The sequence below is a fragment of the Kribbibacterium absianum genome (assembly GCF_030067705.1).
Classification (GTDB): domain Bacteria; phylum Actinomycetota; class Coriobacteriia; order Coriobacteriales; family Atopobiaceae; genus Kribbibacterium; species Kribbibacterium absianum.
The window spans coordinates 187,035-199,740 of record NZ_JASJEX010000003.1; the positions used below are offsets into that span (position 1 = coordinate 187,035).

Below are 12,706 nucleotides of genomic sequence, written 5' to 3' on the forward strand. Positions count from 1 at the left end.
AAGCATGCTCTCGGCAAGAGAAAGGATGCCCATGACCAAGCAAAGGCTCGCCGTCACCGGCGCCAACGGCTACATCGCGTCGCTCGTTCGGCTGTACAACGGCCAGGAGTACGACATCGTCCCCGTCACGCGTCACGATGTGGACTTCTCAGACCCCGGCGCCGTTCGGGCGTTCTTCGAGGGCCTCGACTTCGACATCGTGTTCCACACGGCGGCTGTGGCCACGACCGCCCTCTGCGAGAACGAGCCGGAGCTCACGCACCGCATCAACGTCGAGTCGCCCATCGAGCTGGCCACGGTCTGCGGCGAGCGCGGCAAGCGGTTGGTCTTCATCACCACCGAGCAGACGTTCAACGCCAAGACCGAGGGTGCGCCGTTCGCCGAGAGCGCGGAGCCCGAGAGCCACAGCCACTACGGTCGGCAAAAGACCGAGGTGGACGCATGGCTCGCGACGAGCGACGTGGACTACGTGACGCTGCGCTTGAGCTGGATGTTCGGGCTCCCGATGCCGGGTGTGAAGCCGAGCCCCAACGTGGCGCTGCAGGTGCTCGACGCCATCCGCACGCACGAGCCCGCGTCCTTCAAGGTGCACGACCGCCGCGGCCTCACCTACGCACAGCTGCTGGCCGAGAAGTTCCCCCGGCTGGCGAGGCTGCCGCGGGGCCAGTACAACGTCTCCTCCGAGACGGGCCTCACCCCGTATGGGGCCGCCCGGTACCTTGCCGCCGCACTCGGCGCCGACGACGAGCTCGTGGCCCAGGTGATCCTGCCGGACCTGGAGAGCTACGCCGACGCGCCGCGCGACTACCGCCTCGACACCGAGAAGCTGGCCGAGCAGGGCATCTCCTTTGGGACCTTCGAGGAGAACGTGGCCCGCATGATGAGGGACTTCGGCTATCCCGAGCGCGGCTGACACGGGCGCTGCGCAAGGCCAGGTCACCCCACGAGCGTCATCTGCATCACGTAGACCTTCTCGCGGAGGGCGCGGGACTGCTCGGGAGTGATGGCACCCTCGATTGCGAGGTCGCGGATCACGTCCAGCTCGATGTGGAGCGAGCGGGCCTCGCACTCGGCCACGAGGTCGCACATCGTCTCGAGCTCGTCGTCGTCCGCGTTGACGAAGTCGTCGAGCCGGTCGCGCCGCTTCCAGAATCGCGATCGACCCGAGCCCTGGGCGCGGAGCTCCCGTTCGTGGCGCCGACGCTCGCGGCCGGTCATCTCGCGCATCCGCAGCCGCTCGCGCCGATGCTCGTAGGTGCGCTGCGTGATGGCGAGGGCGCGGGCCATGTTCGCGTCGTCCTCGTTGAGCTGGATTCCCTCGTCGAGCCGAAGGATCAGCTGGCTCAGCACAAGGCACTCGGCGTGGGCGAGGTCCGCGTCGGGGCTCGTCTCGGCCGGAGCCAGGAGCGGCAGCACGAAGTTCGCGAGCAGCAGCGTGATGAGGATCACGCCGCTCGCGATGAAGATCAGGGTGCCGCGGTCCGGCAGAGCGGCGTCGCCCACCACAAAGCGCGGGAGGGTCATCGCGATGGACAGCGTGATGGCGCCCTTGGTGCCGGCGAGGGTGGAGACGAGGGCGGACCTGACGGGGTGGCAGGCGCCCGGCCCCGCAGGGGACGGCTCGCGCCCCCCGATGGCGCCCTTGGTGCCGGCGAGGGTGGAGACGAGGGCGGACCTGACGGGGCGGCCGTTGTCGTCTCCGGACTTCTTGCGGAGGGCCCCTTGCTGCGCCAACAGCCACACGAACCGCGTGCCGATCACGGCGGCCGCGACGGCCAGCATGAGGCCCACCATGACCCAGGAGTCAACGGGACCCGTCCACGAAGGCACAATCGCCATTGGCAGTTGCAGGCCGAGCAGCACGAACACGGCGCCGTTGAGTGCGAAGACGAGGATCTCCCACAGGTCCTTGGTGAGCCGCTCCACTCGTGCGGTCGAGACGGTCTTGGGGCCCGGCGCCAGCGTCATCGCGATTCCGGCGCCCACCACGGCGATCACGCCGCTCACGCCGAACGCGTTGCCCAGCAGGAACACCGCGAACGGCAGCATCAGGTCGAGGATCGCATAGAACGCCGGTGGCGTCGACGCGTTGCGGTGCAGGAGCCGCACGGCCCAACCGGCGAGAAGGCCGACGGCCACGCCGAGGGCGGCTCCGCCGAAGAACGCCGCGAGGAACGAGACCGCGACCGCCGGCGCCGAGACCGACCCCGCTGCCAGGAACGCCACTGCGAACTGGAAGCCCACGAGGCCCGTGGCGTCGTTGAGGAGCGCCTCGGCGTTGAGCAGCGAGGACTCGTGCTCGTCCAGCTCCACTTCGCCTTCCAGGGCTGCCACGGAGACCGCGTCCGTGGGACCGAGCGCCGCGCCCAGCGCGAGCGCCGCACCGAGTGGGATGGATGGAGCCAAGCCGTGGAGCAGGAAGCCCACCACAAAGGTGGTCACGGCCACGAGCCCGACGGCCAGCGCGAGCACGGGGCCCCATTGGCGGGCGAGGGCGCGTTTGGAGAGCGAGCGAGACTCGTCGAACAGCAGGGGAGCGATGAACAGCACGAGAAACAGATTGGGGTCCATGCCGGCGGCGATGGTGGAGAGGGTGGGGAACAGGATGCCCGCCGCAAGTCCGGCGCCGATCTGGATGAGCGGCAGCGACAACCGGGACAGGCGCTCGTCCACGAGGGACGACGCGAGCACCACCAGCAGGACGACGAGGGCGAAGGAGAAGATCTGCAAAAGGAGCCTTCCGTTGGGGGCTTCTTGGCGAGGTTCCCTTAAAACCCTACCAGAGCAAGTCCGGTGCTTTCGGGTGCTCATCATTTGCGCGGAACCATGGCCGAGCCTTCAGGCGTGGACGCTTCGGTCAAAGCGAAATGTCCACGCTCCAGCCGGGCGCAGCGTGGACAAACAGCTCTCTCCGAAGCGTCCAACCGTGGACAAGCGGCTCTCTCCGAAGCGTCCACGTTACAAACGGGGGACTGGTTGCTGGTGCCGCCGTTGTCCCTGATATCCTCCTGAATGGCAATCGGGTCACCGGCGAGGCTCGGTGCCCGCGTCCATCGAGCCGCTGGCGGTTCGGCGCAGCGCTGCTTCGGAGGTGTGACGGCATGACCCAGGTCAAGGTGTGCGGGCTGATGCGCTCAGAGGACATCGAAGCAGTCAATGCGGCCAGGCCGGACTACGCAGGCTTCGTGCTCGAGCACCCGCAGAGCCGGCACAACGTGCCGCTGCGGAACCTGCGCCGGCTGGTGGCAGAGCTGAACCCGGAGATCGCGCGCGTGGGCGCCTTTGTGAACGGCCCCATGGAGGTGATCGCCGGCCTCCTGAGCGAGGGCGTTCTCGGCGCGGCGCAGCTGCAGGGCACCGAGAACGACGAGTACATCGGCCGCATCCGCTGGATGACGAGCCACGGCAGGATCTGGCAGGCCATCCGCGTGGAGCGTCTCGAGGACGTCGCGCGGGCCAACGCGTCCCGGGCGGACTTTGTGTTGCTCGATGTGGGGCTCGGGGGCGCCCGGCCCTTCGACTGGTCGCTGCTCGACGCCATGGAGCGGCCCTTTGGCCTGACCGGCGGTCTCGCGCTCGAGAACTTGCCGGAGGCGCTCGCGACGAACGCGTTGCTCGCGGATGTGTCCGATGGCGTCGAGACGGACGGCCTCAAGGACCCCGAGAAGATCCGGGCGTTCGTGGAACGCGTGCGCGCGGAGCCAGCACGCTGACGGACGTAGGCGGCGCCGGACTGCTCGACGTGCCGCACGGATGTGGGGAAACGTTTCCGCGCAACATCTTGCGGAGAAACGGTTCTCCGCAAGGCGCTCTTCTCGGGGTTTGTACGCGTGCGAGGCTCTCCGGCGCCATTTCCCCGCAACGGAGCCCCCTCTTTTGCGGGCAATCGTTTCCCCGCAACGGAGCGTCGCCGACCCGGGCGCGCCCACACCTCTCGCGGGTATACTCACCGCCGATAAGCCCGCGCACTCACGCGCTGCGGGCCGTTTCCCATGCCGAGCGTCCGAGAGGCCCCGCAATGTTCATCGACCGCGTATCCAAGCAGCTGCTCCACGCCGAGGCGATGGCCCCGCTCGTCCGGGCGCTGCGCCAAGGGGAGGACGCCACGCTCGCGGTGTCGCAGTCCGGCCGTGCCCTCGCGCTTGCGTCCATCTGGGCGTGGAAGCCGCGCCCGTGCCTGTACGTGGTCTCCGGCGAGGAGGCGGCGGACCGCGCGGCGCGGACGCTCGCCGCGTGGGTCGGGCTCGCCAACACCGGCCGCTACCGCGACCGCCCGGACCTCCCATGGTCCGACAAGGCCGCCGACCTCGCGATCATCGGCGAGCGGACCCGTTGCATCGAGCGCCTCGCCCTCGGCGAGCCCTGCATCGTCGTCGCGAGCGCCCGCGCGCTCCTCCGCCGCGTGCCATCCAAATCCGAGAAGTATTGGCAATCGGTCACCTACTCCGTGGGCGACGAGGTGCCCATCGACCAGATCGCGGCCACGCTGCTCGGCCTGGGCTACGCGAACCCCGGCGAGGTGGACGGCCCCGGCACGTTCCGCGTGCACGGCGACCTCGTGGATGTCTATCCCGCGCAGGCCACGGCGCCCGTGCGCATCGAGCTCTTCGGCGACGAGATCGACCGCATCCGCCGTATGGTGAGCTCCACCGGCCAGTCCATCGGCGACCTGGGCTCCGTCGAGCTGCTGCCGGCCCGCGAGTACGCCCTCACCGAGCAGGCCGTCAAGCGCGCCCGTCGCGCCCTGTGGGAGCCGGCCAAGGACGACACGACCGTCGCCGCGGACCTCGAGGCCATCGAGACGGGCATCCCCAACCCGCGCACCGATCTCTACCTGCCGCAGCTCTACGGCAAGACCGGCTCGCCGATCGACCACCTTTCCAAGGACACGCTCGTCTGCCTCAACGAGCCCCGCGCGCTCTTCGACGACTGCCTGCGCGCCACGGAGGACCTCTCGGCGAGCGCCGCCGCCGCGCGGGCCACGCTCGAGGGCCTCTTCACGGCGCCGTCCGCCTTAGACTTCGGCACCCAACAGCGGCTCTCGCTCAGCTCGATCCTGATCCAGGGCGCCAAGCCCACGGCGGAGCTCACGGTGGCCCAGCCCCAGATTGCTGGGTCCGACCAGCGCATGCTCGGCCGCGTACGGCAGTTTGTGAACGACAACCTGGCCGTCGTGTTCGCGGTGCCGGACCGCGGCGCCCGCGAGGCGCTCGAGCTCACGTTCACCGACGAGCGCGTGCCCTTCTGCGAGTCCCTCGCCAACGACCCCAAGAACGCCCTGCCCGCCACGGACCCCACAGCGTGGGAGCAGGCGCGACCGCCCCATCGCGGCGAGGTCACGTTCTTCGACGCCCCGGTGCCGGCCGGCGTCGTCGTGCCCACGGCCGGGCTCGCGGTCCTCTCGGTCGCGGACCTCTCGAACCGCTCGGCCAAGCGCGCCAAGCACCGCTCGGTGGACATCACCAACGTCACGTTCCCGTTCAAGCCCGGCGACTACGTGGTGCACGCGAGCCACGGCGTCGCCAAGTTCACCGACATCGTGCGCCGCGAGGTGGGCGGCCGGGAGCGCGACTACTTCCTGCTGGAGTACGCCGAGGGCGACAAGCTGTACGTGCCGCTGGAACAGGTGGACCGTATAACGCGCTACGTGGGCGCCGGCGGCGACGCGCCGAGGCTCACGCGGCTCAACACCGCCGACTGGTCCCGCGCCACCACCAAGGCGCGCAAGAACGCCAAGAAGATGGCCTTCGACCTCGTGGACCTCTACACGCGGCGCGCGGCCGTGACGGGCTTCGCCTTCTCGCCGGACGACGCGGCCCAGCGCGACATGGAGGCGAGCTTCTCCTACCAGCTCACGGACGACCAGGCCAACGCCGTCGCGGACATCAAGGCGGACATGGAGCAGCCCAAGCCGATGGACCGTCTGCTGTGCGGCGACGTGGGCTTCGGCAAGACCGAGGTGGCCCTCCGCGCGGCCTTCAAGGCCGTGGAGGACGGCAAGCAGGTCATGGTGCTCTGCCCCACCACGATCCTGGCGCAGCAGCACTACGAGACGTTCGAGTCGCGTTTCGCCCCCTTTGGCGTGAAGGTGGACGTGCTATCGCGTTTTCGCACCGCCAAGGAGCAAAAGGAGGCGCTCAAGGGGTTCGCCGACGGGCGCGTGGACGTGCTCATCGGCACGCACCGTTTGCTGTCGGCGGACGTGAACCCCAAGGACCTCGGCCTCGTGATCGTGGACGAGGAGCAGCGCTTCGGCGTGCAGCACAAGGAGCAGCTCAAGAACCTGCGCGAGCAGGTGGACGTGCTGACCCTCTCGGCCACGCCGATCCCGCGCACCTTGCAGATGAGCCTCTCCGGGGTGCGCGACATGAGCCTGATCATGACGCCGCCGGCCGGCCGCAAGCCGGTCAAGGTGACGGTGGCCGAGTACGACCCCGACGTGGTGAGCACGGCGATCCGCACCGAGATGGCCCGCGGCGGCCAGGTGTACTACGTGTCCAACCGCGTGAAGACCATCGACGAGGCCGTCGAGCACGTGAGGGAGGCCGCGCCCGAGGCCCGTGTCGGCGTGGCGCACGGGCAGATGAGCGCCCGCGAGGTCGAGGACGTGATGATGAGGTTCCAGGAGCACGAGATCGACGTGCTCGTGGCGACGACGATCATCGAGAGCGGCATCGACAACCCGCACACCAACACGTTGGTGATCGAGGACTCGCAACGGCTCGGCCTGGCGCAGCTCTACCAGCTCAAGGGCCGGGTGGGACGCGGCAAGCTGCAGGCCTACGCGTACTTCCTGTTCCCGGGCGACAAACCGCTGACCGAGGAGGCCACCGAGCGCCTGACGGCCATCAACGAGTATCAGGAGCTGGGAAGCGGCATGCGCGTGGCGATGCGCGACCTCGAGATCCGCGGCGCCGGCTCGCTGGTGGGCGCCGAGCAGCACGGCAACCTCTCGAGCGTGGGCTTCGACCTCTTCACACAGATGCTCGGCAACGCCGTGGCCGAGGCCCGCGGCGAGGTGGGGGAGGTCGCACCGCCGGAGGTCACGATCAACCTGCAGGCGGACTTCTTCTTCGACGACGAGTACCTCCCGGACATCGACAAGCGCGTGCTGGCCTACCGCCGGCTCGCGGCCGCGACGGAGCTGGCCGACGTGGAGCGGCTCGAGAACGAGCTTGCGGAGAAGTACGGCGAGCTGCCGGCGCCCGCACGGAACCTCGTGGACCGCGCGCGGCTGCGGATCCGCGCCGAGCGTCTGGGCGTGACGTCCGTGGCGCTGACGGGCGGGCGGCTCGTGTACCAGGGGCTCGACGTGCCGCGCGACCTGCTGCCGGCGTTCAAGAAGAAGGGCGCGCTCGTGTACCCGAAGACGCACAAGGTGGCGTATCCGTTCCACAAGGGCGAGGAGGACGTGGTGGTCGCGGCGCTCGGCGTGCTGGAGGACATCGGCGGTGCCGGCGACGACGAGGAGCCGGACTACGAGCTCCCGGCGTGAGACAGTTCAAAGAGACGAGATTGTCCCACCCATTGAATGGGACGATCTCGTCTCTTTGCTTTGTCCCACATGGGGGTCTCGTGCCTTTACATTCGGCGGCCCCCCGTCCCCTAAACTGATAGGCATCTGTGAATGTCCGGGAGAAGGGGATCCAAAGATGGCGGACCAGGACTTCAGGTGGGGCGTGCTCGGTTGCGGCGTCATCGCGAACGAGATGGCACAGGCCCTTCAGGCGGACGGCCGGCACCTGGCCGGTGTGGCCAACCGCACGCTTCCCAAGGCGGAGGCCTTCGCGGAGCGCTACGGTGTCGAGACGGTCTATCCCTCCTTCGAGGCCATGATCTCGGACCCGGCCATCGACGCCGTCTACATCACCACCCCGCACAACACGCACATCAACTACCTGCGCCAGGCCCTTGCCGCCAAGAAGCACGTGCTCTGCGAGAAGGCCATCACGTTGAACTCCGAGGAGTTGGACGAGGCCCTCGCCCTCGCTGAGGAGAACGGCGTCGTCCTGATGGACGCGATGACCATCTTCCACATGCCGCTCTACCGCGAGCTGCTCCGCCGCCTCGACACCGGCGAGTTCGGCGAGGTCAACGTCGTGACCCTCAACTTCGGCTCTTACAAGGACTACGACGAGCGCAACCGCTTCTTTAACGTCAATCTGGCCGGCGGCGCGCTGCTCGACATCGGCGTCTACGCGCTCAGCCTCGCGCGGCTGTTCGTGCCCGGCGAGCTGGTGCAGCTCAAGTCGATCATGGGACAGGCGCCCACCGGCGTGGACGAGCGGAGCGCCATCATCGCGCAGTCGGAGGAGGGCCAGCTCGTCTCGGCCACGCTGACGCTGCGCTCCAAGCAGCCCAAGCGCGCGATGGTCTCCTGCGACAAGTGCTACATCGAGGTCATGGAGTACCCGCGCGCCGACGAGGCGAAGATCGTCTGGACCGAGACGGGCGAGGTCGAGCTCGTGCAGTGCGGTGAGCGCCCGCGCGCGCTGGCCTACGAGATGGCCGACCTCGAGCGGGCCGTCGAGGACCCGGCCTACGGCAACCAGCTCATGGCCTGGACCTGCGACGTGATGGACACGATGACCAAGCTGCGCCGCGAGTGGAGGTTCTTCTATCCCGAGGAGGCCGAGATCCGCGCCGCCCTGGAAGCCGAGGAGGTGTAGGGCGTGGGCGTCCTGCCGATCACCGTCACAGACAAGAAGGGCCACGAGGTCCCGCTCGACGAGGCCCCGGAGATCTGCCGCTACCTGCGCGGGTGCGTCGGCGCCCGCGTGCTCGAGAACGGGCTCGTCGCCCCGCAGCGCTTCTCGGCAAAGCAGCTCAAGCACCTCAAGGCCAAGGGCCGCGGCCACCGTGCCCGGGCCACGGCCGGCGTGTGCGTGGCCTTCACGACGACGGGCACCCAGGTGTTGCTCGACGTGAAGGTGCTGCACCCGCTCTCACGGAGCCATGACGCGGACATCGTGCGCGAGGTCTTCGACGCGAGCGGCGTGTCCGAGGCGGACGCCGCGCCCGAGTCCGGCATCGTCGACGCCATCACCCTCGAGGCCGACGGCGTGCAGCACGAGGCCACGGTCGCGTCGGGCTCGGTGTCCTTCTCTCTCGACAATCCCTGTGGCCGACCCGTGGTCTGCCGCATCTGGCTGCCGTACATCATGGCCGTGGGCGTGGGCAACCTCTCCTCCAACGGCGAGCTGGCGCCCGCACCGGTACGCCCCCTCATGGTCGCGTTCGGCGACTCCATCACCCAAGGCTTCGTGTCCGGTGCCCCCGGCACCACGTGGCCCGTCCGGCTGGCGCGCTCCCTGGACTTCACGCTGCTCAACCAGGGCGTGGCCGGCTACGTCTTCGACGAGGACACCCTTCGCGGCCTGAAGGCCGTGCGCGAGGCGGACCCGTCTCTCGTGGTGGTGGCCTACGGCACCAACGACTGGTCCCGTGTGCGCTCCTCGCACCAGATCTCCAAGGCTGCCGAGGCTTACCTCAAGCGTGTTAAGAAGCTCTTCCCCACGGCGCGCGTCTACGTGCTGTCGCCGCTCTGGCGCGCGGACGAGCAAGAGGCGTCCGCCTCTGGGCGTCCTTTGGGCTGGATGGCCATCATGCTCCGCGCCGTCTGCCACAAGCTCGGCCTCGAGTTCGTGGACGGTCGCGACCTCGTGCCGTCCGACCCGCAGCTGTTCGGCGACCTGCGCCTGCACCCCAACGCGGCGGGCGCGGCACACCTGGCCTCGGCGCTCCGCTGCCGCATCGAGGCCGACGGTGCGCTGGCCGGCCAGGCCGGTGCCCCGGAGCTGTCCATCGGCGCCCGCGCGGCCGACGAGGAGAGCCGCGAGCGCCCCGGCGCCCCGGGCACCCACGAGGCGATGGACGCGCTCGTCCGCACCATCTGGCGCCTGCGCCAGCCGGACGGCTGCCCTTGGGACAAGGAGCAGACCCACCGGTCCATCAAGCGCAACCTGGTGGAGGAGGCCTACGAGGCGGTCGACGCCATCGAGGAGGGCAGCGACGCCCACCTGGCCGAGGAGCTCGGCGACGTGCTGATGCAGGTGCTGCTCCACGCGCAGATCGCCGCCGACGAGGGCGCGTTCACCTTCGACGACGTGGCCTGGGGCCTCAACGAGAAGCTAATCCGTCGTCATCCGCACGTCTTTGGCGAGGCCGCCGCTCAGGACCCCGACGACGTGCTCGGCATCTGGGAGTCCGTCAAGGCCGAGGAGCGCGCGGGCCGCACAGGGGTCGAGGGCCTGCTCGACTCGGTGCCCCGGAGCCTCCCGGCGCTCATGGAGTGCCAGAAGCTCTCCGCGCGGGCGGCGCGGGCCGGGTTCGACTGGCCGGACGTGGACGCCGTGTGGGACAAGTTCGCCGAGGAGCGCGCCGAGGTGGCCGCCGAGCCGAGCGGCAGCGAGAGCCAGGCGCTCGAGTTCGGCGATTTGCTCTTCACGCTCGTGAACGTGGCCCGCAAGCTCGGCATCGACGCCGAGGACGCGCTGCGCCAGTCCAACGCCAAGTTCCGCCGCCGCTGGCAGGGAGTGGAGACGCTCGCGGCCGCGGATGGCGAGCCGGTCACAGAAGAGGGCCACGAGCGCTTAGAGGAGCTCTGGGGGATCGTGAAGGACCGGGAGGGCGGCGAGAAGCCGGGGCACTGACCGCCGTCGATGACCTAAGCTGATAACCCCTGACCCAGAAGGGCCTCAGCCGCGCGACCGGTTGCCGTGCAGTCGAGGCCCTCCTCAGAGGCTCGCGGACCCGCTCCTCACGCACCTGAAAGGCACCCATGGGACGTCGTTCCTCAGACACGCTGCTCTTCCCGGGCCCGTCGGGGCTCGCGCCGGAGGAGCCCATCTACGAGGTGGACGGTATCCCCGTTGAGGGCGAGGGGGCGATTGTCCGTCAGCGCCCGGCGGCTCCGCGCAGGCTGCGCCCGGCCGGCGAGACGCGCCGTCCTCGGGTCGCGGCGAGCGCGGACGCCACCGCCGACCTTTCCCGTGCGCGGACGGTCAGCCGGGCTACATCCGAGCGGCCTTCTCGGGGTTCGGCGCGGACTGACCGCCGCCGACCACGCCGGGCCGCTTCGCAGGCGGTTGACGACGCGGAGCGTCCCGGGCGCACGCGGCGCTCGGCGACCAAGCGGGGCATCGGTGCGAAGATGGCGGCGCTGCCGCGCAGCGTGGCCGCCAAGGCGTCCTCGCTCACCGGCACTGCGACCGCTACGGACGAGAAGCCCCGGCAGCTCGAGGCCTCCGTCCTCAAACGGCCGTGGCTTGTGGCCATAGCGGCCGTGCTCGTGGCGGCCCTCTTCCTCTACGCCCCGGTGCGCGACCTCTACTGGGCTCACCGCGACAACGAGGTGCTGACGGCGCAGGCGGCGGCGCTCGACGAGAGCAACGCCGAGGCCCTCGCCCGGGCGAAGTCGCTTTCCACCGAGGAGGGCATCAAGGACGAGGCGCGCCTCCACGGCTATGTAGAGAAGGGCGAGGAGGCCGCGACCGTGGAGGGCCTCCCCGGGCAGGAGGACGAGTCCGAGGCCGCACCGGTGCCCACCGACGTCGCGAACGAGGTGCTCCAACAGGAGGACCCCTGGTACGTGAAGGCGCTGGACACCGTCTTTGGCTACGACAAGACAGCCCGCAACTAGCGGGCGCCGCGTCGGGGGACCGACGCCACAGTGAAGGAGCACCCGTGGAGCGTGTTGGGCTTATCGATATCGGAACCGTGACCACCCGGGCGGCCGCGATGGACGTCGAGGACGGGGAGCCCCTGTTCCTCGCTCGCGAGTCCCGCGTCTGCGACCTCGGCCGCGGCGTGGACGCGACCGGCCAGCTGGACCCGGAGGCCATCGCCGCGGTGCTCGCCATGGTGGACGAGGCGCTCGGGTTCTTTGCCGAGAACGACGTCCACATTGCCGGCTGCTTCTTGACGAGCGCCGCTCGCGACGCCAAGAACGTCGAGGAGCTGCTCGAGCCGCTGCGTCAGCGTGGCCTCGCTCCCGAAGTGATCGAGGGCGACGTGGAGGGCGCGCTCACGTTCCGCGGCGCCGCATGGCACTATCCGGATGAGCCGCTCATCGTGGCCGACCTCGGCGGCGGGTCCACGGAGCTCACCTATGGCACGTGGGAGCCGGGCGCCGAGAACAACCAGCCTGCCAACGTGGAGTGGGTACACTCCTTTGAGCTGGGCGCGCGCCGGCTCACGGACCGGTTCCTCTCCAAGAACGACCCTCCCGCCCGAGACGAGGTGTTCGAGTGCCGCGCCTACTCGCGCGTCACCATCGAGAACCATCTGCCGTGGGTGGGGGAGGAGGTCACGCAGCCGGAGCGGCTCGTCGTGACCGGCGGCACGGCGACGTCCCTCGTCGCGATGAAGGCCGAGCTCGAGCCCTACGACCCCGCGATGGTGCAGGACGCGACGCTGACCCTGGACGACGTGGACGAGCAGTGCCAGCGCCTGGCGTCGATGACGGAGAGCGAGCGCGCCGGCATCGTGGGGCTGCAGCCGCGCCGTGCGGGCGTGATCCTCGGCGGGGCGCTGCTCCTCGGCGAGCTGATGCGCGCCACCGGATTCACGAAGGTGACCGTGAGCGAGGCGGACGGCCTCACGGGCGGCTGTCTCGCGGTGTACGGCGCCGCCCACGGACAGCCGGGCCCGATCGGCTTCATGCCGGAGGTCGTGGACCCGTCGGCGCGGGCGTCCCAGTAGGATG

8 protein-coding genes are annotated in these 12,706 nt (G+C 69.7%); 7 read left to right on the forward strand and 1 reads right to left on the reverse strand.

The window, feature by feature from the left end; genetic code table 11:
- Nucleotides 1–31 precede the first annotated feature (31 nt).
- Nucleotides 32–913, forward strand: a complete 882-nt coding sequence (locus QJ043_RS06585) for an SDR family oxidoreductase (protein WP_283712864.1) — start codon at nt 32–34, stop codon at nt 911–913.
- Nucleotides 914–936: 23 nt separating this feature from the next.
- Here the strand turns inward: QJ043_RS06585 and QJ043_RS06590 are convergent, their stop codons facing one another.
- Nucleotides 937–2,730: a cation:proton antiporter gene (locus tag QJ043_RS06590; protein WP_283712865.1), complete on the reverse strand. Its 1,794-nt coding sequence runs from the start codon at nt 2,728–2,730 to the stop codon at nt 937–939.
- 371 nt (nt 2,731–3,101) lie between these two features.
- On the opposite strand from QJ043_RS06590, the gene QJ043_RS06595 reads away from it, so the two are divergent.
- From QJ043_RS06595 to QJ043_RS06625, 6 genes are all read left to right on the forward strand, one after another.
- The gene (locus QJ043_RS06595; protein WP_283712866.1) at nt 3,102–3,713 is read left to right on the forward strand and encodes a phosphoribosylanthranilate isomerase; all 612 of its coding nucleotides are present in this window, start codon (nt 3,102–3,104) and stop codon (nt 3,711–3,713) included.
- Nucleotides 3,714–4,018: 305 nt separating this feature from the next.
- Nucleotides 4,019–7,495 (forward strand): transcription-repair coupling factor, encoded by a 3,477-nt coding sequence (gene mfd, locus QJ043_RS06600; protein WP_283712867.1) that lies wholly within the window; start codon nt 4,019–4,021, stop codon nt 7,493–7,495.
- 157 nt (nt 7,496–7,652) lie between these two features.
- A complete protein-coding gene (locus QJ043_RS06605) occupies nt 7,653–8,669 on the forward strand; it encodes a Gfo/Idh/MocA family protein (RefSeq protein WP_283712868.1) in 1,017 nt (338 codons plus the stop codon).
- 3 nt (nt 8,670–8,672) lie between these two features.
- Entirely contained in the window at nt 8,673–10,652 is a 1,980-nt protein-coding gene (gene mazG / locus QJ043_RS09810) for a nucleoside triphosphate pyrophosphohydrolase (protein ID WP_430538470.1), read from the forward strand.
- 128 nt (nt 10,653–10,780) lie between these two features.
- Nucleotides 10,781–11,641 carry a hypothetical protein gene (locus tag QJ043_RS06620; protein ID WP_283712869.1) on the forward strand — a complete coding sequence of 287 codons (861 nt, stop codon included), beginning with the start codon at nt 10,781–10,783 and terminating at the stop codon, nt 11,639–11,641.
- Nucleotides 11,642–11,685: 44 nt separating this feature from the next.
- Nucleotides 11,686–12,702: a Ppx/GppA phosphatase family protein gene (locus QJ043_RS06625; RefSeq protein WP_283712870.1), complete on the forward strand. Its 1,017-nt coding sequence runs from the start codon at nt 11,686–11,688 to the stop codon at nt 12,700–12,702.
- Nucleotides 12,703–12,706 lie beyond the last annotated feature (4 nt).